The 25,243-nt window shown below is 61.3% G+C and carries 24 protein-coding genes; 17 read left to right on the top strand and 7 right to left on the bottom strand.

Annotation, left to right across the window (positions count from 1 at the left end; genetic code table 11):
* Positions 1-37 precede the first annotated feature (37 nt).
* From BSK43_RS31690 to BSK43_RS31670, 5 genes are read left to right on the top strand one after another with little or no spacing between them, the layout of a single operon-like run.
* A complete protein-coding gene (locus BSK43_RS31690) occupies positions 38-1,804 on the top strand; it encodes an iron ABC transporter permease (protein ID WP_077467454.1) in 1,767 nt (588 codons plus the stop codon).
* Entirely contained in the window at positions 1,797-2,858 is a 1,062-nt protein-coding gene (locus BSK43_RS31685) for an ABC transporter ATP-binding protein (protein ID WP_077467453.1), read from the top strand. The genes BSK43_RS31690 and BSK43_RS31685 overlap by 8 nt, the downstream gene beginning before the upstream one ends.
* A gap of 53 nt (positions 2,859-2,911) precedes the next feature.
* Entirely contained in the window at positions 2,912-3,583 is a 672-nt protein-coding gene (locus BSK43_RS31680) for a response regulator transcription factor (protein ID WP_077467452.1), read from the top strand.
* Entirely contained in the window at positions 3,573-4,964 is a 1,392-nt protein-coding gene (locus BSK43_RS31675; RefSeq protein WP_077467451.1) for a sensor histidine kinase, read from the top strand. The genes BSK43_RS31680 and BSK43_RS31675 overlap by 11 nt, the downstream gene beginning before the upstream one ends.
* Positions 4,961-6,064 carry an ABC transporter substrate-binding protein gene (locus BSK43_RS31670; RefSeq protein WP_246662744.1) on the top strand — a complete coding sequence of 368 codons (1,104 nt, stop codon included), beginning with the start codon at positions 4,961-4,963 and terminating at the stop codon, positions 6,062-6,064. The genes BSK43_RS31675 and BSK43_RS31670 overlap by 4 nt, the downstream gene beginning before the upstream one ends.
* 18 nt (positions 6,065-6,082) lie before the next feature.
* Here the strand turns inward: BSK43_RS31670 and BSK43_RS31665 are convergent, their stop codons facing one another.
* Genes BSK43_RS31665 through BSK43_RS31655 form a run of 3 tightly spaced genes read right to left on the bottom strand, consistent with a single transcriptional unit; the run spans position 6,083 to position 10,559 of the window.
* A complete protein-coding gene (locus BSK43_RS31665; protein WP_077467450.1) occupies positions 6,083-7,276 on the bottom strand; it encodes an aromatic amino acid transaminase in 1,194 nt (397 codons plus the stop codon).
* Complete coding sequence (locus BSK43_RS31660; protein ID WP_077467449.1) at positions 7,273-8,478, bottom strand: 2-oxo acid dehydrogenase subunit E2; 1,206 nt, start codon at positions 8,476-8,478, stop codon at positions 7,273-7,275. The genes BSK43_RS31665 and BSK43_RS31660 overlap by 4 nt, the downstream gene beginning before the upstream one ends.
* 2 nt (positions 8,479-8,480) lie before the next feature.
* On the bottom strand, positions 8,481-10,559 hold the full coding sequence (locus BSK43_RS31655; RefSeq protein WP_077467448.1) for a transketolase C-terminal domain-containing protein: 2,079 nt from the start codon (positions 10,557-10,559) through the stop codon (positions 8,481-8,483).
* A gap of 119 nt (positions 10,560-10,678) precedes the next feature.
* Here BSK43_RS31655 and BSK43_RS31650 point away from each other — a divergent pair, with 119 nt between their 5' ends.
* From BSK43_RS31650 to BSK43_RS31600, 11 genes are all read left to right on the top strand, one after another.
* Positions 10,679-11,158 carry an Lrp/AsnC family transcriptional regulator gene (locus BSK43_RS31650; protein ID WP_034482790.1) on the top strand — a complete coding sequence of 160 codons (480 nt, stop codon included), beginning with the start codon at positions 10,679-10,681 and terminating at the stop codon, positions 11,156-11,158.
* A 95-nt stretch (positions 11,159-11,253) separates the two neighbouring features.
* The gene (locus BSK43_RS31645; protein ID WP_136687395.1) at positions 11,254-12,144 is read left to right on the top strand and encodes a PaaX family transcriptional regulator C-terminal domain-containing protein; all 891 of its coding nucleotides are present in this window, start codon (positions 11,254-11,256) and stop codon (positions 12,142-12,144) included.
* A 297-nt stretch (positions 12,145-12,441) separates the two neighbouring features.
* Positions 12,442-13,446, top strand: a complete 1,005-nt coding sequence (paaA, locus tag BSK43_RS31640) for a 1,2-phenylacetyl-CoA epoxidase subunit PaaA (protein WP_077467447.1) — start codon at positions 12,442-12,444, stop codon at positions 13,444-13,446.
* Between the two features lie 31 nt (positions 13,447-13,477).
* Positions 13,478-13,762 carry a 1,2-phenylacetyl-CoA epoxidase subunit PaaB gene (paaB, locus tag BSK43_RS31635; RefSeq protein WP_077467446.1) on the top strand — a complete coding sequence of 95 codons (285 nt, stop codon included), beginning with the start codon at positions 13,478-13,480 and terminating at the stop codon, positions 13,760-13,762.
* Entirely contained in the window at positions 13,762-14,544 is a 783-nt protein-coding gene (gene paaC / locus BSK43_RS31630) for a 1,2-phenylacetyl-CoA epoxidase subunit PaaC (protein ID WP_077467445.1), read from the top strand. The genes paaB and paaC overlap by 1 nt, the downstream gene beginning before the upstream one ends.
* Positions 14,545-14,553: 9 nt before the next feature.
* Positions 14,554-15,078: a 1,2-phenylacetyl-CoA epoxidase subunit PaaD gene (gene paaD / locus BSK43_RS31625; RefSeq protein ID WP_077467444.1), complete on the top strand. Its 525-nt coding sequence runs from the start codon at positions 14,554-14,556 to the stop codon at positions 15,076-15,078.
* Positions 15,079-15,099: 21 nt separating this feature from the next.
* Complete coding sequence (gene paaE, locus BSK43_RS31620) at positions 15,100-16,176, top strand: 1,2-phenylacetyl-CoA epoxidase subunit PaaE (RefSeq protein ID WP_077467443.1); 1,077 nt, start codon at positions 15,100-15,102, stop codon at positions 16,174-16,176.
* 29 nt (positions 16,177-16,205) lie between these two features.
* The gene (locus BSK43_RS31615; protein ID WP_077467442.1) at positions 16,206-16,961 is read left to right on the top strand and encodes a Phenylacetic acid catabolic protein; all 756 of its coding nucleotides are present in this window, start codon (positions 16,206-16,208) and stop codon (positions 16,959-16,961) included.
* 15 nt (positions 16,962-16,976) lie between these two features.
* Entirely contained in the window at positions 16,977-19,034 is a 2,058-nt protein-coding gene (gene paaZ / locus BSK43_RS31610) for a phenylacetic acid degradation bifunctional protein PaaZ (protein WP_077467441.1), read from the top strand.
* A gap of 4 nt (positions 19,035-19,038) precedes the next feature.
* Entirely contained in the window at positions 19,039-19,557 is a 519-nt protein-coding gene (locus BSK43_RS31605) for an acyl-CoA thioesterase (protein WP_068399322.1), read from the top strand.
* Positions 19,558-20,172 carry a transferase hexapeptide repeat family protein gene (locus BSK43_RS31600; protein ID WP_077467440.1) on the top strand — a complete coding sequence of 205 codons (615 nt, stop codon included), beginning with the start codon at positions 19,558-19,560 and terminating at the stop codon, positions 20,170-20,172.
* A 9-nt stretch (positions 20,173-20,181) separates the two neighbouring features.
* Here the strand turns inward: BSK43_RS31600 and BSK43_RS31595 are convergent, their stop codons facing one another.
* From BSK43_RS31595 to paaG, 4 genes are all read right to left on the bottom strand, one after another.
* On the bottom strand, positions 20,182-20,778 hold the full coding sequence (locus BSK43_RS31595; RefSeq protein WP_068399327.1) for a TetR/AcrR family transcriptional regulator: 597 nt from the start codon (positions 20,776-20,778) through the stop codon (positions 20,182-20,184).
* Between the two features lie 113 nt (positions 20,779-20,891).
* Positions 20,892-22,202 carry a phenylacetate--CoA ligase PaaK gene (paaK, locus tag BSK43_RS31590; RefSeq protein WP_077467439.1) on the bottom strand — a complete coding sequence of 437 codons (1,311 nt, stop codon included), beginning with the start codon at positions 22,200-22,202 and terminating at the stop codon, positions 20,892-20,894.
* Positions 22,203-22,244: 42 nt separating this feature from the next.
* Positions 22,245-22,682, bottom strand: a complete 438-nt coding sequence (gene paaI, locus BSK43_RS31585) for a hydroxyphenylacetyl-CoA thioesterase PaaI (RefSeq protein ID WP_077467438.1) — start codon at positions 22,680-22,682, stop codon at positions 22,245-22,247.
* A gap of 2 nt (positions 22,683-22,684) precedes the next feature.
* On the bottom strand, positions 22,685-23,473 hold the full coding sequence (gene paaG, locus BSK43_RS31580) for a 2-(1,2-epoxy-1,2-dihydrophenyl)acetyl-CoA isomerase PaaG (RefSeq protein ID WP_077467437.1): 789 nt from the start codon (positions 23,471-23,473) through the stop codon (positions 22,685-22,687).
* 100 nt (positions 23,474-23,573) lie between these two features.
* Between paaG and paaN the strand changes: the two genes are divergently transcribed.
* The gene (gene paaN / locus BSK43_RS31575) at positions 23,574-25,235 is read left to right on the top strand and encodes a phenylacetic acid degradation protein PaaN (RefSeq protein WP_077467436.1); all 1,662 of its coding nucleotides are present in this window, start codon (positions 23,574-23,576) and stop codon (positions 25,233-25,235) included.
* Positions 25,236-25,243 lie beyond the last annotated feature (8 nt).

Here is a 25,243-nt window from a genome sequence, read left to right as displayed (position 1 = left end):
AGCCAAGAACCACAACCATCGATAAGGAGGCGAGCCGATGTCGGCACCGTCGACGCCAGTATCAACTCTGTCTCACGCCGGACGGCCTGCCGCCCATGCGAGCCAGAATTTTGCGCCAATCCCGCAGCCTGGCAACGCCCTGGGCTTCCGGCGTATCGTCATCGGCCTGCTCGCCGTCATCGTTCTCGCTCCGATCGCACTGATCATCTACCAGAGCCTGCTCGATGGACCGTTCTTTGCGCGCAGCAGCAAGCTCTCGATCGAGGCCTATCGCTATATCCTGACCGACGAAATGTTCTACGATGCGCTCTGGAACACGGTCATCATGGCGGTGGGCATGGTGGCGATCGCGGTGCCGCTCGGCGCCGCGCTCTCCTTCCTTCTGACAAGGACTGACGTCAAGTTCCGCAAGGCGCTCGAAGTCGTCGTCCTCGTGCCGATGTTCATCTCGGCCATCGTGCTTGCCTTCGGCTACACCGTAGCCGTCGGCCCTTCCGGGTTCCTCACCATGCTGTCCCGCGACATCTTCGGTGCCGCGCCCTGGAATCTTTATTCATTGACCGGCATCGTCATCGTGACGGGGCTTGCGCATGTGCCGCATGTCTATCTCTATGTCGCTGCTGCCATGCGCAACCTGCCGTCCGATCTGGAGGAGGCCGCAAGGTCGATGGGTTCGCCGATCTGGCGTGTCTGCCTGGACGTGACGCTTCCCATGGTCTTGCCGGCGCTCGTCTTTGCCACCGCGCTGAACCTCCTGATCGGCTTCGAGATGTTCGGTGTTCCCTATGTGCTGGGCGATCCGAGCGGCATCGTCGTGCTCACCACCTATGTCTACAAGCTCACCACGTTGTTTGGCGTGCCGACCTACCAGTTGATGGCTGTCGTCGTCGTGCTGCTCGTGCTTCTGACGCTGCCGCTCGTCTGGTATCAGCGCCGCCTGTTGCGCCATAGCCGTCGCTATGCGGCACTTGGCGGCAAAGGCGCGCGCACGACGGTGATGCGGCTTGGAGCCACCGGCCAGATCATTGCGCTTTCCTTCATCGGCTTCTGGCTTTTCGTATCGGTGCTGTTGCCGATCGGCGGCATCGTGCTGCGCGCCTTCGTCGATGCCTGGGGGCAGGGGGTCAATCCGCTCGCGCATCTGACCGTCGCGCATTTTGCCACGCTTGTTGAAGTGCCAAGCCTGTTTCGCGGTATCGTCAACACGGTCATCCTTGCCGTCGTCGGTGGAGCGGCCGCGGTTGCTATCTATCTCGTGATCGGGCTTGCTGGACATCGCCACAAGGGCCTGTCCAACACCGTGCTCGACTATATGGTACTCCTGCCGCGCGCCATGCCGAGCCTCATCATCGGCCTTGCCTTCTTCTGGCTGTTCCTGTTCATCCCGTTCCTCATTCCGCTCAGGACGACGCTGATCAGCTTGTTTGCAGCCTATGTCATCGTCGGGCTTTCCTATGGCCTGCGCCTGCTACAGGGCACGCTGATCCAGGTGAGCCCCGAGCTCGAGGAAGCCGCGCGCACGACGGGCGCCACCATCGGCCGAAGCTGGCGCGATATTGTCATCCCCATCATCAGGCCAGGCCTGGTGGGAGCCTGGGCGCTGATCATGATCGTGTTCCTGCGCGATTACGCAACGGGCATCTATCTCATGAGTGCCGGCGCGGAGGTCATCGGATCACTGATGATGGCGCAACTCCAGTCCGGAGCGATGGACACCATCGCAGCACTCGCCTTTGTCAGCATCCTTCTTACCGGCGGCGGCCTTGCCCTCGCCCTTCGTCTGGGAGCCAAGATCCATGACTGATCTCATCGTTCAAAACGTGCATAAATATCTGGGCGGCCTGCACATCCTCCAGGGCGCCTCCTTCACCGCCAATCGCGGCTCCATCGTCTCGCTGCTCGGTGCTTCCGGTAGCGGCAAGACGACGCTGCTGCGCTGCATCGCCGGGCTTGAGCAGCCCGAGATCGGGCAAGTCAAGATCGCCGGCGCAGTCGTCTTCGATGGCGAGAAGCGCGTCACCGTCGCGCCCGAAAACCGCAATATCGGACTGGTGTTCCAGTCCTACGCATTGTGGCCGCACCGCACCGTGGCAGAGAATGTGGCTTATGGCCTGAAACTGCGGGGAGTGAACAAGGCTGACGCTGAAAAGCGCGTTTTGGAGACGCTCGGCAAGATCGGCCTCGGCCACCTCGCAGAGCGCTATCCCGATCAGCTCTCGGGCGGCCAGCAACAGCGCGTCGCCATCTGCCGCGCTCTCGTCTATGAGCCGAAGATCCTGCTCATGGACGAGCCGCTGTCCAATCTGGATGCGAAACTTCGTGAGGAGGCGCGCTACTGGATCCGCAAACTCGTCCTCGATCTCGGCATCTGCGGCGTTCTCGTCACGCATGATCAGGCCGAAGCGCTCGCGGCCTCCGACAATATCCTCCTTCTGCGCAACGGAAAGGTCGAGCAGGAGGGCCCTCCGCAGGATATCTATTCGAAGCCGACAAGCTTCTATGTCGCCGACTTCCTAGGTGCAAACAATGTCGCCTCGGGACGCATCACGCGGGATGGAGCCGTAGCCAGCATTCGCGGCTCCAACTGGCAGCTCGATGGGGTGATGATGGGCGAGGGAGCGCAGAGCGACGGCAAGGCCGTTATCCGTGTCGAGCAGATCATCGTTCATGATCAGCCGGCATCCGGCCGGATCGAAATGCAGCTTGAGGCTTGTCTCTTCCTCGGTGACCGCTGGGAGTACCGTCTGTCCTATGGCGAGTTCAAGGCCAAGGCATTCGGCCCGCGGTTCGTAGCTGCCGGCACGGTCTGGGCCGAGATTCCGCGCGAAAGCGTGTGGCTCTATCCGGAAGCGGCCTAAGCACGGTGAACCGTTGCGTCCGGAGGTCATGACGGCTAGGCATTAAGGCTGATATGCGCATTCTGCTCGTTGAAGATACGCAAGACGTTGGCGAAGCCATATGTCGGCGCTTTCAGGCTATCGGCCATGTGGTCGATTGGCAGACGGACGGTCGTGCCGCAGCCGAGATCCTGGCCTTCACCGACTATGATCTCGTCATCCTCGATGTCATGCTTCCCGGACTTGACGGCTTCGAAATCCTGAAAGGACTAAGACGTGCCCGCGTGAGCACGCCCGTCATTATGTTGACGGCCCGCTCCGAAGTCGATGACCGCGTCGGCGCCCTCGATCTCGGCGCCGACGATTATCTCGTCAAGCCCTTCGACTTTCGCGAGCTGGAGGCGCGGGCGCGGGTATTGGTGCGCAGACGCAGCGGCGATGCGACCAACTTCGTCACCTGTGGCGATATCGTCCTCGACCGCGCCAGCCGCTCGGTGAAGGTCGGCAAACGCGAGGTGCAGCTGAAGCGCCGGGAGATGACGCTGCTCGAAATCTTCGCGTCGCGACCGGGACGGGTCTTCAGCAAGCACGAACTTCTCGACCAGCTCTATGGTTTCGACGAGGCTGTCAGCGCCAACGCGATCGAGCTTTATGTCGGGCGGTTGCGCAAGAAGCTGGAAGGAGCAAAGGCGCGCATCGTGACGCTTCACGGCATTGGCTATCAGTTGGTCTCCGATGACGCGTGAATATTCGCTCTTTGCGCGCCTGGCTATGGTCATATCGGTCCTGTTGACGGCAGGAGCGGCAATCCTCGTCACCGCAAGCTGGTACTCGGCGCGTACCGCGGCCGATGATGCCTATGATCGTCTGCTGGTCGGTGCCGCCTTGCAGATCGCCGATGGCCTTGCCGTTCAGGAAGGGGCTCTCATCGTCGATCTCCGGGCGTCCGCCTTCGAAATGCTGGGCCTCGCCGATCGCGATCGCATCTTCTACCGCATCGTCGATCCCACGGGAAAGACGCTGACCGGCCATCGCGATCTGGAGACGGCCATAGACGTCCCGGCGGTTCGCCGGGAGCCGGTCCTGAGCTCCGGCGTTTATAAGAGCGAGGCGGTGCGCATCGCGGTCGTCGGGCGTGCGCTCTCGGATCCGGCCGCGTCCGGCTGGGCCCATGTGATCCTCGCCCAAACCGTCGAGGCGCGCCGTGGATTGACGCATGAGCTGACCCTCGGCGCCGCGATCACGATCGTCATCATGTGCCTTCTGGCGCTGGTAGTGATGATCCTCTCCATTCGGCAGGCATTGCGTCCGGTCAACCAGTTGGGAAGCGCCCTTCGCCGCCGCGATCCGCAGGATCTCACGCCCGTTTCCGTATCCGTCCCGCGCGAGCTTCGGCCGTTCGTCGGCTCGATCAATCATTTCATGAGCCGCCTCAACGAGCGCGTAGTCTTGCTCCAGCGCTTCATCGCCGACGCGGCGCACCAGATCCGCACACCGCTGACGGCGTTGACCGCCCAGCTCGATCTGCTCGGCAGCGACAAGCTGGATGAGGCGGGCAGGCAGCATCTCCAGCGCGTGCAACAGCGCGCCGACGAGCTGGCGCGGCTGACCAACCAGCTGTTGAGCCATGCCATGGTGATCCACCGGGCCGAATCCGTGCAGCTTGAGCCTGTCGATCTCACTGAAATCGCCAGGCGAGCGTTTCGCGTGGCGGTGCCGATCACCATCGATCCCGACATCGTGGTGTCCTTCGAGGAGGCTGATGCTAGGCTCATCGTGCTTGGCGATCCGGTCAGCCTGCGCGAGGCAATTGTCAATGTGATCGACAACGCGCTTCGGCACGGGACGCTATCCCGGCTTGAGGTTCGTACGCGTGCGGCTGGCTCGTTTGCGCTTGTCGAGGTCGAGGATGACGGCCCCGGCATCCCCGCCAGCGAGTGGCCGCGCGTCACCCAACGCTTCCAGACTTCGAAGGCCGGCGAGGGCAGTGCGGGGCTCGGGTTTGCCATCGCCTCCGAAGTCGCCGCCGCACATGATGGAGCACTGCAGTTTCGCGAGAAGGGGGAGGATACTCGCGGCTTCACGGTCATTCTGGCTCTCCCGCGCATCCACATGGAGGGCAAATGATGTCTTGGCTGATCCGCACATTGGTGCCGGCTCTCGTGGTCTCAGTACTTTCATTCTCGCCAGCTCCTGCCCTGGAAGGAAGCACGCAGTTTTTCCCAGCGGAAAATGCAGAGGCAGCACGTCTCTCAATCCATGGCGCAGCCGATCTTCATGCCATGGAGCCGCTGATCCGCGATTTTCAGAAAACCGCGCCGGACATTGCCGTCGAGTATGCTGATTATGTAACGAACGAGCTGCACCAAAAGGCGAGCGATGCTTGCGCTGAAAACGCGCCGCTCGGCGACCTGCTGTTGTCTTCGTCGCTCGACCAGCTCGTCAGCCTCGTGAATAATGGTTGCGCATCGGCGTACAATTCTCCGCAAACGGCTCGGGTGCCTAAATGGGCCAATTGGCGGGACGAGGTCTTCGGCTTTACCTTCGAGCCGGCGGTCTTCGTCTACAATGCGCGCTATGTAACACCGGACGATGTGCCGCGCACGCGCGCCGAGCTGGCCGACCTTTTGAGGCGACGGCTCGATTATTATGACGGGCATGTCGGTACCTTCGACATCAGGACATCAGGCGTTGGATATCTGCTGGCCTTCAGCGACGCGCGTCAGGCGACGGCCACTTATGGCCGCGTTCTCGAAAGCATGAGCCGGGCGGATGTGAAGGTCAGTTGCTGTACCGGATCGATCCTGCAGGAGATCGCCAGCGGCCGGATCTACCTCGCCTATAATATGATCGGCTCTTATGCTTATGCCGCGGCCAAGGCCAATCCGGATCTGAAAGTCGTCATCCCGCGCGATTATGCTTTGATCCTGAGCCGCGGGGTGCTGATCCCGAAGACCTCGCCGCGGCCGGATCTCGCCCGCCGTTTCCTCGATTATCTGCTATCCGAGCGGGGGCAGGAAGTGGCACGAAGGCAGGCATTCTTCTTCGCGGAAAAGGGAGCTATTCCCGAGGGCGTCGACGGTCCGGAGAATTTGGGCGAATTGAGTTTCATCCAACCGATCCGCATCGGGCCGGCGCTGCTTGCCGCGCAGGATGAGGCGCAACGGCGGAGGTTCATCGACGACTGGAGCCATTCGATGCTGGGCAAAGGCGGGCCATCGCCGTAGAACGGCCCCGCTGAAATCTCAAATCACGTAGGGGCCAATTCGCTCCACAACGGCTCCAACGTCTTCGATCCGAAGGCCGGCGACATTGATTCTGCCGGAATCCGGCATGTAGATCGCATGATCTGCGCGAAGCCGCCGGACATTGTCGGGTGAAATCGGCAGGAGGGAGAACATGCCTTCCTGATCGCGGATATGAGCAAGGTCCGGCCGGAACCTGCCAAATGCTGCGGCAACAGCCTGACGAATCTCCGTCATGCGCATTCGCATGGCATCCAACTCGTCAGCCCAGGCTTTCCGCAAGGACGGGTTTTGCAGGATCGTTGCCACGATTGCCGCGCCATGCGCCGGCGGCATCGAATAACTCGTGCGCGCATAGCTTGCCAGATTGCCCACACCCTTGTTCAAGGATGTCCGCGATCCGCCAATGAGATAGGCCGCGCCAGTGCGCTCTCTATAGAGCGAAAACGATTTAGAGCAGGAGACGGCGACCATGGCCTCATCCGCGGCTTCGAGAACTGTCATCATCCCGGCCATGTCCTGTTGCAAGCCGCGTCCGAGGCCTTGATAAGCGCTGTCGAACAGCGGCAGCAATCCATTCCTCGCAACGATGTCGGCGATATCTCGCCAGTTCTGTTGCGAGAGCGCGGCGCCGGTTGGGTTATGACAGCTCGCCTGGAAGAGAACAGCGTCGCCCGGCGCGGCTTGTTGCAAAGTTCCCAGCATCTCATCGATCAGGACTGCCTGTTTGCCGATATCGAAAAAACGATAGTTTCCGATCTGAAGGCCAACAGCGGAAAATATGGCGTGATGGTTGACCCATGTCGGCGTGCCGATCCAGATCTTTCTTTTGCGCTGCTGCGCGAGCAATTCGGCAGCTAGCCGCAAAGCGCCGGTGCCGCCCGGTGTCTGAACGCCGGCCACCTGCTTGCCGCCATGGCCCTCTCCAAACACTTCCATCGCTAATGCCTGCAGAAAGACCGGATCACCCTCGGGGCCGATATAGGATTTGGAATTCTGCGTTTCCCAAAGGTGATGTTCCGCCAATTTGACGGCTTTCATCACAGGCGTACGGCCCGTTTCATCGCGATAGACGCCAACGCCAAGATCGACTTTTCCGGATCGCGGATCGTCGGCGAATTTTGCGATCAGCTCGAGCAGAGGATCCGGCTTCTGCTCGGCAAGGCCGTCGAGAAATGCGGTTGCGTCTGTCATCGCCAGGTCTCCAGAATCCGAACGAACTCGGTCAGCCACGCATTCGTCTGATGCCCATCAAGGGAACGATGGTCGATCGTCAGCGACACATAGGCCATCGGGCGGATCTGGATCGTATCGACACCATCGACCTCTCGCACGACAACACGCTTCTCCAGCTTGCCGACGCCGAGAATTGCCGATTGCGGCTGGTTGATAATGATGGGCGACGCCACCAATGAACCGGAGACCCCATGGTTGGAAATCGTGAAAGTCCCGCCCTTCAACTCGTCGTTCTTCAGGGTGTTGGATCGTGCCCGGCTTGTCAGGTCCTGGAGCCGGGCGGCAATGTCCTGAAGTGAAAGCTCCTGCGCCTGCCGGATCACCGGAACAAGCAGACCCTTGTCACCCAGGGCTATTCCGACGCCGATATTAATGTCCTCGAATATCTCGAGGCTGTCATCGTGCCACTGGCTGTTTACCTCCGGCACGAGTTTCATCGCCGCCACGGACGCCGCCACGAAATAGGCGGTGTAGGACAGGTTCACGCCTTCAGCCTTCATTCGATCCTTATGGCTGTCGCGATGACGCATGATCGCCGTGAAATCCGCCTCGAAGACAGCCGTGACCTGAGGAGCTGATGCCAGCGAGTGCGCCATATGCCTTGCGATCGCAAGCCGCATGGCCGAATGCGGAACGGTTCGGGATTTTCCATCAACCTGGATGGACGAGGCGGGCTGCCCCATCGTCGCCGGCGGCGATGCGGGGGCGGATGAGTGGGCCTTGCCGGCGTCCAGCGCATGATCCATATCGGCGCGCGTCACCCGGCCATCCCTGCCGCTGCCTTTGAGCGTGGCCGGATCGATCCCGTATTCAACAGCGGCCTGGCGAACTGCTGGTGAGTAGTGGGTGGCAACTGCGGCTGACGAAGCCGATTGCTTCTGTAAGGGAGCGGCCGGCGCATCGGGTGCAACGCCCTTCGCTTCCACGCTCATTCGCCCGAGGATGTCCCCGGGCGCGGCGTCATCGCCATCCGACATGGCAATTTCGCTCAGGATGCCGTCGCAGGGCGCGGGTATCTCCTGGGTCACCTTGTCAGTTTCCAGCTCGACGAGCGCATCGCCTTCTCTAACGCGATCGCCGATCTGCTTCAGCCAGTTACGGACGACCGCCTTCGTGCCTTCCTGTTCAAGAGGTGCCGTAATCTCAACCATACTCGTCATGCTTAAAACTCCAGCAGTTCGGTGATCCGCCTGGCGATCCGTTCCGTCGACGGCACGGCCCAATCGAGAAGGATGGGATTATGCGGGCTTGGAATATCCGGCATGGTCAGGCGCGAGACTGGTGCGTCGAGATCCATGAATGCCTTGTCCGCGACCACGGCCGCAATTTCCGCGCCGAAACCGCCGGTCTCGAGATCTTCATGGACGATGAGACAGCGGTGGGTCTTGGCGACTGAGGCGAGAACGGCCTCCCGATCCCACGGCATCAGCGTGCGAAGGTCGATGACGTCAGCGGAGATGCCCTCGGCCGCCTCTTCGCAGCGCTGAACCATCGCGCCCCAGGTGACGATGGTGATGTCGGTGCCGGTACGCGTCAACTTTGCCTCACCGAACGGCAAGGCGAAGTTATCGCCGGGATAGGCGCGGCGCGCCCATGCATGATCGAGCATGGCCCTGTGTTCGAAGAAGATGACCGGGTCATTGCCGCGGATCGATGTGCGCAACAGGCCGACGGCATCCTCCGCATTCGAAGGGACCGCAACCTTCCAGCCCGGCTGGTGCACGAAGGCAACTTCATTGGTCTGACTATGCCACGGATCGCCGCATTTGAAGAAACCGCCGGGCATGCGCACCACGACCGGAGCTGCAAACCGGTTGTTGGTCCGCCAGCGGATGGTGCCGCAGTCGTTGAGCTGTTCGGTCGCCGGCTCTGCATATTTGCGGAACTGGATTTCTGGAACAGGAACCAGCCCGGCCAGCGCCATGCCCACCGCGCGGCCGATAATCCCTTCCTCGGACAAGGAGGTATCGAAGACGCGCTCGACGCCGAATTTTTCCTGCAGTCCGAGGGTCACGGCATGAACGCCGCCCTTGGGGCCGATGTCCTCGCCAAACATGACAACTCGCTCATTGATCGCCATCTCATGGTCGAGCGTGCGACGGATAGCGGTGACCATGTTGATGCGCGGGCCGGATGTATCGGTTTCCTGTGATGTTGCCGGAGAGACATAACCGCCGGGATGCTGGCCGCCCATCGTCTGCATCTCACCGTCAAAGAACACATGCCGGGTAACGGACGCGGGATCGGCAGCTGGCCTCGCCTCGGCGGCTTCCCGAGCGCTTTCCGTCATTTCCCGCGCGGCATTCTCAGAGGCTTCCCATTCTTCGACCGTCATGACGGCGGGAACGAGAAATTCCTTCAGGCGCGGCAGCGGATCGCGCTCCCATTCGCGCCGGACGGTTTCCTCGCTCTTGTAGGTCTGGGTATCCTGGAAGCTGTGCCCTTGCAGGCGTGGAACCGTCAGCCTCAGAAGCGCGGGCTTGCGCTCTTCGCGGACGAAAGAGACCGCGTCCTGTACCAGATGCGCCGCTTCGGCGGGGTCGCAGCCGTCACCATCGAATATTGCGAGATTCTTCCAGCTGGCGAGGTTTGCGGCAATATTGCCTCCGGGCGTTTGAAACGTCGAAGGGACGGAAATGCCAAAGCCATTGTCCTCGATATAGAACAGCATCGGCAGCTCTTGCGTGGTCGCAGCAGTCAGCGCTGCCCAAAAGCCATTAGATGCAACCGAACCGTCACCGCCGAGCACGACGCCGATATCCGTTGCGTATTCTTTTCGCCCAAGAGTGTCGGCATAATATTTCATCGCCTGTGCCCAGCCAGCCGTCGGCGTGTATTGCGCGCCAACGCCGCCACACATGGGCAGGGCCGAAGCGCCTGACAGGTTGGGATAGTTGAAGACAACGCCGATGTCCCGTCCGTCGGAATAGCCGCCGGCGCGGCCCATGGCCGAGCCGAGGGCGTCAACCGGATCGACACCGAGAGAGAGGAGAAGCGGCCGCGAGCGATAGTAGCCGCAGGTGGCATCGTGCCGGCCGGTCAGTTGCGTGCCGAGAAGCACTTGCGCCATGTCGTGGCCACGCGCTGAAAACTGGTAGAGAACCTTCTTTTCCGGAACGAGGCGCTTCTCTTCCAGCTCATCGAGGGCTCTGGAGAGGTGGATGAGACGGGCTACCTTGCGCCAGTCGATACGGTCGTCGGGTGCGTTGCGCTCATGCTTTCTTGCAGCCAGCTGGTCCATTTGCTCCTCCTGCATCTGGTTGCGTGATTCTAATTCAGCATGGCCGCATTATTCCTTTCAATCTCATGGCTAGTAGCCTAGTATTTGAAAGGTTCAGTTCACAATCTGCGGGTTTTTGAATGGAAAATTTCGACCTCGATCACGTCGACAGAGCCATACTTCGCGTGCTGCAGGAGCAGGGCGATATCAGCCAGGCGGCGCTGGCAGAGAAGGTCGGCGCATCGCCCGCCTCATGCTGGCGACGGATAAAGGCGCTGGAGAGCGAAGGCGTACTGGGCAGGACGGTTCGGCTTGTCGATCCCGACAAGATCGGAAAGGGCTTGAATGTCTTTTGCCAGGTCAAGATGAAGACCCACGATCCCGCGACGCGCCGCGACTTCGAGCAGTTCATCGCCAGCTATCGCGAAGTCCTCGAATGCTATTCCATGTCCGGGGAGTGGGATTACCTCATCCGTGCTGTCGTCGCCGATGTAAGGGAATATGAGGGGCTTTTGATGCGCGGCATCCTGACCCATGAGGCTGTGTTGAGCTCGTCGTCGCACTTCTCACTCAAATGCGTCAAATACACCACGGCATTGCCGACGAACGCGACGCGCTAGTGCTCCTCATTCGCCTTGGCCGGGCATCAGCTTGAACATTGCAAGCGTCTCGCGCTAATAAACCCCAACGATCACAGATCGGGAGTATGGTTGGATTGTCGGCAGATAACGTTAAGTCCGGGCATGAATTGAACGAGGCGGTCGCGGCGCTGCTGGTTGACCTGCCGATCAAGGCAGCCGGGTTCATCGTCACCATCTACGGCGATGTCATCGAGCCGCGCGGCGGCACTGTCTGGATCGGAAACCTCATCGAGACGTGCCGGAGCGTAGGCATTACCGAGACACTGCTGCGAACTGCAGTGTCGCGTCTGGTCAATGCCGGACGGCTGGTCGGCGAGCGAGCGGGGCGCCGCAGTTATTATCGGCTGGCCGACGCTGCACAGACGGAGTTCGCCAAGGCCGCCGCCTTGCTCTATGGGCCCGAGCCGACAGTCAAATGGCAGTTCGTGCTGATCAATGGTCCCGCGCCGGACGAGATCATGCAAGGTCTCGAACGGGACGGCTTTGCCAGGCTGAGTCCGCGCATGGCTGTCGGAACGCATCCCGCACCGCCGCTGCCTGATCGGGTTATCATTTTCGACGCTCAACTTGCGACCGAGAATGCGGCGTTCAAGGAGTTTGCAGAGGGTTCCTGGGATCTGCCGCGCTTCGCGGCGGCCTACAACGAATTCATCAGCCGCTTCGGCGCCTTCTCGCAGCGGATCGAAAGCGCCTCAAGCCTCTCGCCGTTTGATTGCCTGATCGCGCGGCTGCTTCTGGTCCACCAATATCGCCTGATCATGCTGCGGGAACCGCATCTTCCGAGATCCGCTTTGCCGGCCAATTGGCCCGGCGAAGATGCCCGGCGATTATTCGCCGATCTCTATTTGAAACTGTCGAAGAAGGCCGATGGTTACGTCGGCCGTCGTTTTGTCGACGAGGCGGGCAAGCTCCAAGAGGCTACCCCGGCAAGCCAACGCCGGCTCGATCACCTCAAGTCGCGCTAAAAGATCAATCCTCTCAGGAACATAGCGAAGCGTTCGCCTTGTGGCATCTCTATGTGATTTCAAATGTCACAGAAAATACGGAAAATTCATTTGAACTGTGACATATGGCATGCTAATACAGTGACCGTTCGGTCGGTTAATTTGTTTGCCGTCGGATCGATGTTTCGTGGAGGAGAGCGTGAAACAGGCCTATAATCCGGATGTGGTGAACGATCAGCTCCGCTGATGCGTTTCATTACGACCGCAAGGCTTGCTCATTCTCGAGCGCGTTGGACGCGCGAAGACGGAGGAATGACCATGTATGCACAGATGGTGAAAACCGACAGCGCCCGCATCCGCTCCCTCGACGAGATGGAACCCGAGGAGCGCGCCTTCCAGGAGCGCGTCGATGCCGGCCAGAAGATCGAGCCGAAGGAATGGATGCCGGAAGGCTATCGCAAGACGCTGGTGCGTCAGATCAGCCAGCACGCCCATTCCGAAATCGTCGGCCAGTTACCCGAAGGCAACTGGATCACACGCGCGCCGACACTGGAGCGCAAGGCGATCCTGCTCGCCAAGGTGCAGGACGAAGCCGGCCATGGTCTCTATCTCTATTGTGCTGCCGAGACACTCGGCATCAGCCGCGATGAGATGTATGAGCAACTGCATTCCGGCAAGGCCAAATATTCCTCGATCTTCAACTATCCGACGCTGACTTGGGCCGATATCGGCGCCATCGGCTGGCTGGTCGACGGTGCGGCGATCATGAACCAAGTGCCGCTGCAGCGCTGTTCGTACGGCCCCTATTCCCGGGCCATGATCCGCATCTGCAAGGAGGAAAGCTTCCATCAGCGCCAGGGCTTCGATGCCTTGATGCGGATGGCTAAGGGCACTCCGGCACAGAAAGCCATGGTGCAGGATGCGCTGAATCGCTGGTGGTGGCCGTCGCTGATGATGTTTGGCCCCTCGGACGATGCGTCGGTGCATTCGGCTCAATCGATGGCGTGGAAAATCAAGCAGAATTCCAACGATGAGCTGCGCCAGAAGTTTGTCGACCAGACCGTACCACAGGCCAAATATCTCGGGCTGACCGTCCCCGACCCTGACCTCAAATGGAACGAGGCGAAGGGCGGCTACGATTTCGGCGAGCCGGACTGGGAAGAGTTCTTCAATGTCATCGCCGGCAACGGCCCTTGCAACGCCGAACGCCTCAATGCTCGCAAGAAGGCATGGAGCGATGGCGCATGGTTCCGGGACGGTTTGACCGCCCACGCGGAAAAGGCCGCCGACCGCCGCGCCGCCGCAAAGATCGCTGCCGAGTAAGGCAAGCAGGACGCTTTAGGGAGTGAGAAACATGTCCAATGAATGGCCGCTTTGGGAAGTCTTCATCCGTGGTCAGCATGGCCTCAATCATCGCCATGTCGGTAGCCTGCATGCGCCGGACGCCGAGATGGCGGTCAACAATGCCCGCGATGTCTATACGCGCCGCAACGAGGGTGTCAGCATCTGGGTAGTGAAGTCCTCGGAAATCACCGCGAGCGCTCCGTCGGAAAAGGGGCCGCTCTTCGACCCCTCCAATTCCAAGGTCTATCGTCATCCGACCTTCTTCGACATTCCGGATGAAGTGGGGCACATGTGATGACGACCGCGACGCTTGAACCGGCGGTCGATCAGGCCGCACTCTTCGAATTCCTGGTTCGCATCGGCGATAACGCGCTGATCCTCGGTCATCGCGTCTCCGAATGGTGCGGCCATGCGCCGGCGCTGGAAGAGGACATCGCGCTTGCCAACACAGCGCTCGATCTCATTGGCCAGACGCAGCTATGGCTCGGGCTTGCCGGCGAGGTGGAGGCCAAGGGTCGTTCGGCGGATGATCTTGCCTATCTGCGAGACGGATTCGAGTTTCGCAATATCCTGATGGTCGAACGGCCGAACGGTGATTTTGGCAAGACGCTGATGCGCCAGTTTCTCTACGATGCCTGGCATTATCTGCTGCTGAAGGCATTGAAGGGCTCAACCGAAAAACGCATCGCCGAGATAGCCGAAAAGGCTTTCAAGGAGGTCTCCTATCATCTCGACCGCAGCCGCGATCTGGTCATTCGGCTTGGCGACGGCACGCCCGAGAGCCATCGCCGTATGCAGGAGGCGCTTGATGATCTCTGGCCCTATACCGGCGAGATGTTTGTCGGCGACGGGGTGGATACAAGGCTCGCCGAAGCCGGTGTCATTCCCGAGCCGCAAAGCATGAAGGCTGGCTGGGACGAGATCGTCGGCGAGACGCTTGCCGAAGCAACGTTGAAGAAGCCCGCGGACGGTTACATGCACAAGGGCGGTCGCCGTGGTGTTCACACCGAGCATCTCGGTTTCATCCTGACCGAGATGCAGTTCCTGCAGCGCGCCTATCCGGGCGCTGCCTGGTAGGAGGCCGTGATGACGACGGCGCTGCATCCCTCTGTCGCCGAGGTCTGGCACTGGCTCTCGGAGGTGCCCGACCCGGAGATCCCTGTGATTTCGCTGACCGATCTCGGCATCATTCGCGATGTCGGCTGGCAGGATGATACGCTTGTGGTGACGGTGACGCCGACCTATTCGGGCTGTCCTGCCACCACGATCATAAACCTCGATATCGAGCGGGCGCTGGCCGAGAAGGGCCTTGGCAAGGTGCGGCTGCAACGTCAGCTATCGCCTGCCTGGACCACGGACTGGATCAGCGTCGAGGGGCGCGAGAAGCTGCGCGCTTACGGGATCGCACCGCCGATCGACGGCACCGCTGCCGATGGTGTGCTCATGAAACGCATCGACCGGCTTTCCGGCCGTTCGAACCTGACGATTGCCTGTCCGCGCTGCGGATCGGCGAACACGGAAAAGATCAGCCAGTTTGGCTCGACGCCCTGCAAGGCGAGCTACCGCTGCACCGACTGTTTGGAACCGTTCGACTATTTCAAGTGCATCTGACCCATAGGAAGAGGGCCACACATGGCACGTTTTCATCCCCTGACCGTTACCGATGTGCGCCGCGAGACGCGTGATGCGGTCGTCGTCACGCTGCAGCCGTCCGAAGAGGACCGCGCCGTCTTCGATTTCACCCAGGGCCAGTACCTGACCTTCCGTCGCCAGTTCGAGGACGAGGAGCTGCGCCGCTCCTATTCGATCTGCGCCGGCAAGGATGAGGGCGTGCTGAAGGTCGGCATCAAGCGTGTCGACGGCGGCTGCTTCTCGACCTGGGTCAACGAAAACCTGAAGGCCGGCGACACGCTGGAAGCGATGCCGCCAATGGGTGCGTTCTTCGCGCCGATCGAACCCGATGTGGGAAAGCACTATCTCGGCTTTGCCGGCGGCAGCGGTATCACGCCTGTTCTCTCAATCATCAAGACGGTGCTTGCGCGCGAACCACGCTCCTATTTCACGCTTGTTTATGCCAACAGGCAGATCAGCTCGATCATGTTCCGCGAGGAACTGGATGATCTGAAGAGCCTCTATCTCGGCCGTCTCTCGGTAATCCACGTTCTGGAAAGCGAGGCGCAGGATATCGATCTCTTCACGGGGCGGGTCGATGGCGAGAAATGCGCCGCCCTCTTCAAGGGGTGGATCGATGTGACCTCGGTCGCCACGGCCTTCATCTGCGGACCCGAGCCGATGATGCTGGCGATCGCCGCTGCCTTGCGCGAGCACGGGCTTCGCGACGAGCAGATCAAGTTCGAGCTTTTTGCCTCCTCCCAGCCGGGCCGCGCCCGTCGAAAGGTAGAAACAACAGCGAATGCAGACCACGGCGCGACCTGCGAGGCAACCGTCACGCTCGATGGGGCGACGCGCACCTTCAAGTTCCCCAAGCACGGCCAATGCCTGCTCGATGCCGCCCTTCAGAACGCGATGGACGTACCATACGCCTGCAAGGCCGGTGTCTGTTCCACCTGCCGCGCCAAGGTTCTCGAAGGCGAGGTCGAGATGGAGGTCAACCACGCCCTTGAGGATTACGAGGTGCGGCAGGGCTATGTGCTGACCTGCCAGTGCTACCCGCTCACCGACCGTATCGTCGTCAGCTACGACCAGTAAAGCTTGCGCCGCCTCGAAGGGAGGACAGCATGTCCGATACGATGCCGATCGAGCAATATCTGGAAGAGGGTGGGGTGTTGTCCTCACCTGACAACGTGCCCCCGCGCTACCGTGGCGAGTTGCTTCGCATGATGGCGAGCTTCGTCGACAGCGAGCTTGCGGGCTCCGCCGGCTTTGCCGATACGATCAACGACGCCCCTGGCATTCAGGAACGCATTTCTGCCGCCCGTATCGTGCTTGAAAAGGCTGATCATGCCGGCCTGGTGCTGAAGATCATGGAGACTTTCGGTGTGGATGGCGCCCGCTATGCCGTACATCATCCCTGGGCGGAGCGGCTTTCCCGCGAAGCCGATATCGGCGCCGTCAGGCAAGGCGGCGACATGCGGCTCTCGGTCTTCCACTATCCGCTTGAGGGCTGGGTGGATGCGATGGTCATGAACGTACTGATGGGCAGCGCCAGCGTCGTGCAGCTCAAGGAGCAGTCACGCGTTTCCTATCAGCCGCTCGCCGAAGTCTTCCGGGCCATTCTGCCGCGCGAGAAGCGGCATGCGGAGCTGGGCGCGGCCGGCCTCGCCCGTATCGTCGCCGATGACGAAGGCAAGGCCAGAGCGCGGGCTTCGGTGACCTACTGGTATCCCCGTGTTGCGGCAAGCTTCGGCCATTCCGGCTCGGCTCGCTTCGAGACGCTGTCGCGTTTCGGACTGCGGCACACGCCCAACGAGACCTTGCTTGCCGAATGGCAGGCGGATGTCGATGCGCAGCTCTCTGCACTTCGATTGAACTGACGGAAGGAAACACGGATGAATATCATGGCAAACAGCCCACGCCGACTCGAAAGCTATGTCGGCGGCACTTGGGTCGCCGGCGCCAAGGAGGGCGTGCCGCTGCTCGATGCCTCGACCGGCGTTCCCGTCGCGTTCATCGATTCCTCGGGCATCGATTTCAAGCAGGTGCTAGCCCATGGCCGCGACAAGGGTGGCGCTGCGCTGCGGCGCATGTCCTTCCATGATCGCGCCGCCATGCTGAAGGCAATCGGCCAGGCACTGCTCGAAAGGAAGGAAGAATTCTACGCGCTTTCGACTGCGACCGGCGCGACGCGCGCCGACGGTTGGGTGGATATCGAGGGCGGCATCGGCACCCTGCTTTCCTACGCCTCCAAGGGCCGGCGCGAATTGCCGAATGCCCGCGTGCTGCTCGATGGCGATGTCGAACAGCTCTCCAAGGACGGCAGCTTTTCCGCTCAACATATCCTCAGCCCTCTGCAAGGCGTCGCCGTTCATATCAACGCCTTCAACTTCCCCTGCTGGGGCATGCTGGAGAAGCTGGCGCCGACATTGCTTGCCGGTGTTCCCGCCATCGTCAAACCGGCCAGCCAGACGGCTTATCTTACCGAACTCATGGTCCGCCGCATCATCGAGACCGACCTGCTCCCAGAAGGCGCATTGCAGCTCATCTGCGGTTCGGTCGGTGACCTCCTCGATCATGTCGAAGGCCAGGACGCGGTAACCTTTACCGGTTCCGCCTCGACCGGCCAGCGCCTGAAGACGCACAGGGCGATTGTCGCCAATTCAGTCCGTTTTACCATGGAGGCGGACAGTCTGAACGCCGCTGTTCTCGGCCTGGATGCTGCGCCGGGCACGGAGGAATTCGATCTCTTCGTCAAGGAAGTCGCGCGTGAGATGACGGTCAAGGCCGGTCAGAAGTGTACGGCCATCCGCCGCGTCATCGCGCCCCGCGCCTATAGCGATGCCCTCATCGAAAGCCTGCGTGGCCGCCTCGCAAAGACGGCGATCGGCAACCCGGCTGACGAAGCGATCCGCATGGGGCCGCTTGCGAGCCTCGATCAGCGCGAGGAAGTGCGCGCCCGCATCCGCGAACTCTCAGTCGATGCCGAGATCGTCGGCGGCGATCCCGACAATCCGAGCATCATGTCCGGTGATGCAAGCGCCGGCGCGTTCCTCAATCCGGTCTTGCTCTATTGCGACAAGCCTGGTTCCGCTCGCGCGGTGCACGATGTCGAAGCCTTCGGCCCCGTCAGCACGGTCATGCCTTATGACACGGCGGAAGAGGCTATCGATCTCGCGCGCCGCGGCAAGGGCAGCCTTGTGGCGTCCGTCTTTACCAATGATCCCTCGTTTGCCGAGGAAGTGGTTCTCGGTCTTGCGCCATTCCATGGCCGCGTGATGATCGGCAACCGGGTCAGCGCCAAGAGCTCCACGGGCCATGGTTCACCATTGCCGGGCCTGGTCCACGGCGGTCCCGGCCGCGCCGGCGGCGGCGAAGAGCTGGGCGGCATTCGCGGCGTCAAGCACTACATGCAGCGGACCGCGATACAGGGCGCACCGAGCCTGCTCTCCGCCGTTACGGGGCGCTGGATCGAGGGTGCCGAAGCCCGATCTGGCGGCGAACATCCGTTCCGTAAATCGCTCGCCGAACTGAAGATCGGCGACCAGCTCGTGACGGCGACCCGCACCGTCACGCTCGACGACATCGAGCACTTCGCCAATTTCACCGGCGATACGTTCTATGCCCATATGGATGAGGTGGCCGCTAAGGCCAATCCGTTCTTCGATGGCCGCGTCGCCCACGGCTATCTCATCGTTTCCTTCGCGGCCGGCCTCTTCGTCGATCCGGCCCCCGGCCCGGTTCTCGCAAATTACGGCGTCGACAATCTGCGCTTCCTGACACCGGTCAATCCGGGTGATACGCTCCAGGTGCAGTTGACCTGCAAGGAGATCAATCCGCGCGCCAATGCAGACCATGGCGAGGTGCGCTGGGATTGCAAGGTGACCAACCAGCTAGGGGCCGCCGTCGCGCAGTATGATGTTCTGACGATGGTAGCGAAAACGAGAGAGTGAGCGCATGACGACAATCGAGCAAGACCCGCATCGCCTGGAAATGACCGTACTGATGACGCCTGACATGGCGAATTTCAGCGGCAAGGTCCATGGCGGCGCTCTTCTGAACCTGCTCGATCGCGTCGCCTTCTCCTGTGCGTCCCGCTATTCCAAGCAATATGCGGTGACGCTGTCAGTCGACCAGGTTCTCTTCAAGGAGCCGATCAACGTCGGTGAACTGGTCACCTTCCGCGCTTCGATCAACGATACAGGACGCAGCTCCATGGAAGTGGGTATCCGGGTCGAGGCGGAGGATATTCGTTCCGGCACTCGGCGTCACACCAATTCCTGTTATTTCACCATGGTCGCCGTCGATGATGCCGGCCGTCCGGTTCGTGTGCCCGAACTGGTGCCGGTAACCGCGGTCGATATCCGTCGGCACAAGGCAGCGCGGCTTCGCCGCACTCTCCGCCGCGAATTTGCGGAGCGACTGGAATCTGTGGCCGCGACAGGCCGCGACGTCGAGAGGTCGGGAGACGACTAGATGGCGCAGATCTACGCCTATGACGGCGTCATCCCGGTGATTGATCCCAATGCCTTCGTGCATCCGGCCGCTATCGTCATCGGCGACGTGATCATCGGCCCTGCCTGCTATGTCGGGCCGGGTGCGGTGCTACGTGGCGATTTTGGCCGCATCGTGCTGGAACGCGGCTCGAACGTGCAGGAGACCTGCGTCGTGCATAGCTTCCCGAACCTCGAGGTTGTCGTTGGGGAGGAGGGGCATATCGGCCACGGCGCGGTGCTGCATGGCTGCCGGATCGGAGCCAACGCCATGGTCGGCATGAATGCCGTCATCATGGACGAGGCTGTTATCGGCGAGAATTCGATTGTGGCGGCGATGGCCTTCGTCAAGGCTGGAGCGCAGATTCCGGCCAATAGCCTCGCAGTGGGTGCGCCGGCGCGGGTGGTTCGTGAACTCACGCCGGAGGAGATTGCCTGGAAGCGCCAGGGCACCGCCATCTATCAGCGCCTTGCGCTCGAAGCGAAAGACAAGCTGATGGCGGTTGCGCCGTTGACCGCGCCGGAGCCCGATCGGCGGCGCATCCGCGCGCCGGATTACGATCCCCTCATTCTCGAAAGGCTGAAACTCGGCGATTGAGCAGTTGCGTCAGCGGACGGCCTTGACACCTTCAAGGATGAGCGTCGTTGCGATATCCGCATAGTCGTCGCGAGTGATCGGTCCGTTGGGCCGGAACCACATATAGACCCAGTTCATCATGCCGAAGAGCGACATGGTGACGGGCGTGAGCAACGGCTTGTCCTTGTTAAGGTCCGGATTGATCTCCTGTATGACGCTGGAGAAGCGCTTGACGAGCCTTCTTTCGATCGTCCGCAACTCGGAAAGCTGCTCTTCCGACAGGGCGTGGGTACCATTGAGCTGTACCTGATGCTCGTTGTCCGCGCCTTCGTAGTTCTTCAGCACGGCCTTGACGAGAAGACGCAAGCGCTCCTGCGGCGTCACATCGGTGCGATCGGCCGCTTCGACGGCGCTTTCTAGCTCGGTCAGGTGGGTGTGGATGATGTCGAAGATCAGAGCGTCACGGCCCGGATAGTAGTGATAGAGCAGCGCCTTTGAGACATTGCTGTGCGAGGCGATCATCGACATAGAGGCCTTCTCCATGCCCATTTCGGCGAACACCGCTGCCGCGTTCGTCAGAATCCCACGCTGCTTCTCTTCGAAATCAACTGCGCGTGTGCGTGCCATGTAATCCTGCTCTGCTTATTCCCGGCTAACTATGGTCTGGCCGCTGGGGGAGCGACCAACCCTTCCTATATACCGTCAAATGGTTGCCAGGCTATCCCGGCGCCCAAAGCCAATCATTCCTTGGGGCGGTTGTCGACGACGCGTTTCGCCTTACCTTCAGAGCGCGCCACGCTGCCTGGCGGGTGCACGGTGATCTTGGTCGTCACGCCGACCACACTCTTGATGTGGTGGGTGAGTTCCTTTGCCGAACCCGTCCGCGCCATCTCGTCGGCTGCCTCCAGCGTGGATTCCACGTGAACCGTCATGTTGTCCATGCGGCCGGAGCGCGTCAACTCGATCTGGAAGTGCGGGGCAAGACCGCGACATTTCAGGATCTGCTCTTCGATCTGCGTCGGGAAGACGTTGACCCCGCGCAGGATCATCATGTCGTCGGAGCGGCCGGTCACCTTCTCCATGCGGCGCATGGCGCGTGCCGTGCCCGGCAGAAGCCGCGTCAGGTCTCGCGTGCGGTAGCGGATGATCGGCAGGCCTTCTTTGGTCAGCGTGGTGAAGACCAGCTCACCGAGTTCACCATCCGGTACGACTTCGCCGGTGACCGGATCGATGATCTCGGGATAGAAATGGTCTTCCCAGATATGCAGTCCGTCCTTGGTCTCGACGCATTCGCTGGCAACGCCCGGCCCCATGACTTCCGACAGGCCATAGATGTCGACGGCGTGCATGTCGAAGGAATGCTCGATCTCCTCGCGCATGGCGTTGGTCCAGGGCTCCGCGCCGAAAATGCCGACGGCAAGCGAGCTCTCTCGCGGATCAAGACCCTGGCGACGGAATTCGTCAAGAATCGACAGCATATAGGAAGGCGTGACCATGATAATGCGCGGCTTGAAATCCTGCATCAACGTCACCTGGCGCTCGGTCATGCCGCCTGAAATCGGTACGACAGTGCAGCCGAGCTTTTCGGCGCCGTAATGCGCTCCAAGTCCGCCGGTGAACAACCCGTAGCCATAGGCGACATGCACGATATCGCCGGCGCGGCCACCGGCAGCACGGATCGAGCGGGCAACGACGGTTGACCATGTGTCGATATCCTTGGCTGTGTAGCCGACGACGGTCGGCTTGCCTGTCGTGCCGGAGGAGGCATGGATGCGGGCAAGCTTTTCGCGCGGTACGGCGAACATGCCGAAGGGATAGGTGTCGCGAAGATCCTTCTTCGACGTGAAGGGGAATTTGGCGAGGTCTGCCAGGGTTTTCAGGTCGGAGGGATGCACACCCACTTCATCGAAACGCTGGCGGTAGAAAGCCGAATTCTCATAGGCATGGTTGAGCGACCATTTCATGCGCTCAAGCTGCAGCGCGGACATCTCGTCGCGAGAGGCTGTCTCAATCGCTTCAAGTTCGCCGGCGCGCGGTGAAAGGTTTTCCATGAATATCTCCTCCAAGAATGCGAAATGCTGGCTGTGTTAAACCTAGTCGGGCAGAAGGGTGCCCTTGACCGTTCGCGAATGGCCGCGGAATTCGGCGATCTGCTCGCCTTCCTGATTGGTGATCGCGATGTCGTAGATACCGCCGCGCCCGCGCCGAGAGACTTCCCGTGCCGTCGCCGTCAGCCGGTCACCCTTGAAAGCCGGAGCGATGTAGGTCACCGAACAGTGCTGGGCGACAGTGCGCTGGTTGTAGCTGTTGCAGGCAAAGGCGAAGGCTGAGTCGGCGAGTGCGAAGATATAGCCGCCGTGGCAGGTGCCATGGCCGTTCGTCATCGTCTCCGTCACCGCCATGGAGATTATCGCCTCGCCGGGCGCTACGGAGAGAAGCTCCATGCCAAGGTGGCGGCTGGCATTGTCGTCTTCCCACATGGCTTTTGCGCAGGCTTCTGCAAGCGCCTGCGGTGAAAAAGTGTCGGTCATGCTCATTTGCCCTTGAACTCCGGCTTGCGCTTTTCGAGGAAGGCGGTGACGCCCTCGGCATAGTCGGCGCTATGGCCGGCCTCGCGCTGCAGGTCGCGCTCGAGATCAAGCTGTTCGTCGAGCGAGTTGGTCGCGGCCGCCTGAATGGCGCGCTTTGTCATGCCGAGACCCTTGGTGGGTCCGGCAGCAAGCCTGACGGCAAGTGCGGTCGCTTCCTCCATCAACTTGTCATCGTCGACGGCACGCCATATCAGGCCCCAGTCCGCGGCGGTCTCGGCGCCGAGCGGCTCGGCGGTCAGCGCCAGCGCCTTGGCCCGCGCTTCGCCGATCAGTCGCGGCAGGCTCCAGGTGCCGCCGGAATCCGGCACGAGGCCGATCTTGGCGAAGGCCTGGATGAAGCGGGCCGAGCGGGCAGCAAGCGTGATGTCGCAAGCAAAGGCGATGTTCGCGCCGGCACCGGCGGCGACGCCGTTAACCGCGCAGATCACCGGTTTTTCCAGGCTGCGGATGAGGCGCAGAAGCGGGTTGTAAAAGGTCTCGATCGTGTGGCCGAGGTCGGGCGTGCCCTTACTGGGATCGCGGTCGCCAAGGTCCTGACCGGCGCAGAAGCCGCGGCCGGCGCCTGTCAGCAGGACCGCACGCACATCGACATCCGCATGAGCGCGCTCGAAGCCGGTACGCAGCGCAAGATGCATCTCTTCATTGAAGGCGTTGAGCTTGTCCGGGCGGTTGAGCGTGAGGCTCAGAACGCCATCGGCAAGCGCCGACAAGATGGTGTCGGAATCGGACATATTTCCTCCCTGTCGCCTTTCCCAGCGGCGACGATAAAAAACCCTTGCATAAACCGACCGGTCAGTCAATGATAAAGACATTGCATGGGAGGAGCCAGGGATGACCACACTTTTCGAGCGCCATCGCCCGACACTGCAGGCTGCACTGGATGCGGCTGCGAAGCGGGACTACTGGTCTGCCTATCCCGAAATTCCGAGCGGTAAGCTTTATGGTGAGACCGCCAAGGACGATGGCCTTGCTGCCTACAAGGCATTCCTTGGAAGGCCGTTTCGCATCGCCAACCATCCTGCGACTCGCGTGGTCGGTGCGGAAGTTTCGCCTTACGGACCACCCCTCGGCATCACCTATCCGACCGCAACCGTCGAAACGCTGGCTTCCGCTTCGCAGGCGGCTGCGCGGCAATGGGCTTTGGCATCGGTCGACGTTCGCGTCGGCATCTGCCTTGAAATCCTCTCCCGTCTCAATGCCCGCAGCTTCGAGATGGCAAATGCCGTCATGCATACGACCGGCCAATCCTTCGCCATGGCCTTTCAGGCCGGCGGTCCGCATGCGCAGGATCGCGGGCTGGAAGCCGTCGCCTATGCCTATGCCGAGATGAGCCGTACGCCTGAGGAGGCGATCTGGACGAAGCCGCAGGGCAAGGGCGAGCCGATCACGATGGAAAAGCATTGGCGGATCATGCCACGCGGCATTTCGCTTGTCATCGGCTGCAACACGTTCCCCACCTGGAACAGCTATCCGGGGCTCTTCGCCAGCCTCGCAACCGGCAACACCATCATCGTCAAGCCGCATCCGGCTGCCATCCTGCCGCTTGCCATCACCGTCGAAATCATCAGGCAGGTGCTGGTGGAGGAAGGCTTCAGTGCCGACACTGTGCTGCTTGCCGCAGACGCGCCCGGTTCGGAGATCACGAAAGACCTCGTGCAGCATCCGGCGATCGCGATCGTCGACTATACCGGTTCCAACAGTTTCGGCGCATGGGTCCGGAGCAATGCGGGCAACGCCGATGTCTACACGGAAGAGGCGGGCGTCAACTCGATCGTCATCGGCGCCACCGATAATTTCGCCGGCATGTGCAGCAACATTGCCTTCTCGCTATCGCTCTATAGCGGCCAGATGTGCACCGCGCCGCAGGATATTTTCGTGCCGCGCGGCGGCATCAAGACGGATGAGGGACACAAGAGTTTCGACGAGGTTGCCGGCGGCATTGCTATGGCCGTAGACGGCTTGCTGTCCGATCCGGCTCGGGCGGCCGGCGTCTGCGGCGCGATTGCCAATCCGGCGACGCTTGCCCGCATCGCCGAGGCCCGCCCGCTCGGCCGCGTCGTGCGCGACACCGCGCCGATCGAAGGTTTGGGCGATGCACGCACAGCAACCCCGCTGATCCTTTCCGTCGATGCTGTCGATGAGGCTGCCTATGCGGAAGAACGCTTCGGCCCCATCGCCTTCGTCGTCGCGGTCGATGATGCGGCTGATGGCGTTGAGCGGGCGGCTAGACTTGCCGAGCGAAAGGGCGCGATCACGGCGGCTCTCTACGAGACCGACGAGGCGCGCATTCTGGCTGCAGCCGATCGCTTCGCTGCGGCGGGCGTCAATCTTTCAGTCAATCTGACCGGCGGTATCTATGTGAACCAGAGCGCCGCCTTCAGTGATTTCCACGTGACCGGTGCCAATCCAGCAGGCAATGCCAGCCTGACGGATGCAGCCTTTGTTGCAAACCGGTTTCGCGTGGTGATGTGGCGCCGCCCAAAAGCGGCGTGAGGGGTACT

It is taken from the genome of Rhizobium sp. P44RR-XXIV (assembly GCF_001999485.2).
Taxonomy (GTDB): Bacteria; Pseudomonadota; Alphaproteobacteria; order Rhizobiales; family Rhizobiaceae; genus Rhizobium.
The sequence above is the reverse complement of the archived record's forward strand: the minus strand, read 5'-3'. Positions and strand labels throughout refer to the sequence as shown.

Bases quoted from the DNA above. Each gene is read 5' to 3' on its own strand.
- BSK43_RS31690 (WP_077467454.1), top strand. From the start codon at position 38: ATGTCGGCACCGTCGACGCCAGTATCAACTCTGTCTCACGCCGGACGG.
- BSK43_RS31685 (WP_077467453.1), top strand. From the start codon at position 1,797: ATGACTGATCTCATCGTTCAAAACGTGCATAAATATCTGGGCGGCCTG.
- BSK43_RS31680 (WP_077467452.1), top strand. From the start codon at position 2,912: ATGCGCATTCTGCTCGTTGAAGATACGCAAGACGTTGGCGAAGCCATA.
- BSK43_RS31675 (WP_077467451.1), top strand. From the start codon at position 3,573: ATGACGCGTGAATATTCGCTCTTTGCGCGCCTGGCTATGGTCATATCG.
- BSK43_RS31670 (WP_246662744.1), top strand. From the start codon at position 4,961: ATGATGTCTTGGCTGATCCGCACATTGGTGCCGGCTCTCGTGGTCTCA.
- BSK43_RS31665 (WP_077467450.1), bottom strand. From the start codon at position 7,276: ATGACAGACGCAACCGCATTTCTCGACGGCCTTGCCGAGCAGAAGCCG.
- BSK43_RS31660 (WP_077467449.1), bottom strand. From the start codon at position 8,478: ATGACGAGTATGGTTGAGATTACGGCACCTCTTGAACAGGAAGGCACG.
- BSK43_RS31655 (WP_077467448.1), bottom strand. From the start codon at position 10,559: ATGGACCAGCTGGCTGCAAGAAAGCATGAGCGCAACGCACCCGACGAC.
- BSK43_RS31650 (WP_034482790.1), top strand. From the start codon at position 10,679: ATGGAAAATTTCGACCTCGATCACGTCGACAGAGCCATACTTCGCGTG.
- paaA (WP_077467447.1), top strand. From the start codon at position 12,442: ATGTATGCACAGATGGTGAAAACCGACAGCGCCCGCATCCGCTCCCTC.
- paaB (WP_077467446.1), top strand. From the start codon at position 13,478: ATGTCCAATGAATGGCCGCTTTGGGAAGTCTTCATCCGTGGTCAGCAT.
- paaC (WP_077467445.1), top strand. From the start codon at position 13,762: ATGACGACCGCGACGCTTGAACCGGCGGTCGATCAGGCCGCACTCTTC.
- paaD (WP_077467444.1), top strand. From the start codon at position 14,554: ATGACGACGGCGCTGCATCCCTCTGTCGCCGAGGTCTGGCACTGGCTC.
- paaE (WP_077467443.1), top strand. From the start codon at position 15,100: ATGGCACGTTTTCATCCCCTGACCGTTACCGATGTGCGCCGCGAGACG.
- BSK43_RS31615 (WP_077467442.1), top strand. From the start codon at position 16,206: ATGTCCGATACGATGCCGATCGAGCAATATCTGGAAGAGGGTGGGGTG.
- paaZ (WP_077467441.1), top strand. From the start codon at position 16,977: ATGAATATCATGGCAAACAGCCCACGCCGACTCGAAAGCTATGTCGGC.
- BSK43_RS31605 (WP_068399322.1), top strand. From the start codon at position 19,039: ATGACGACAATCGAGCAAGACCCGCATCGCCTGGAAATGACCGTACTG.
- BSK43_RS31600 (WP_077467440.1), top strand. From the start codon at position 19,558: ATGGCGCAGATCTACGCCTATGACGGCGTCATCCCGGTGATTGATCCC.
- BSK43_RS31595 (WP_068399327.1), bottom strand. From the start codon at position 20,778: ATGGCACGCACACGCGCAGTTGATTTCGAAGAGAAGCAGCGTGGGATT.
- paaK (WP_077467439.1), bottom strand. From the start codon at position 22,202: ATGGAAAACCTTTCACCGCGCGCCGGCGAACTTGAAGCGATTGAGACA.
- paaI (WP_077467438.1), bottom strand. From the start codon at position 22,682: ATGACCGACACTTTTTCACCGCAGGCGCTTGCAGAAGCCTGCGCAAAA.
- paaG (WP_077467437.1), bottom strand. From the start codon at position 23,473: ATGTCCGATTCCGACACCATCTTGTCGGCGCTTGCCGATGGCGTTCTG.
- paaN (WP_077467436.1), top strand. From the start codon at position 23,574: ATGACCACACTTTTCGAGCGCCATCGCCCGACACTGCAGGCTGCACTG.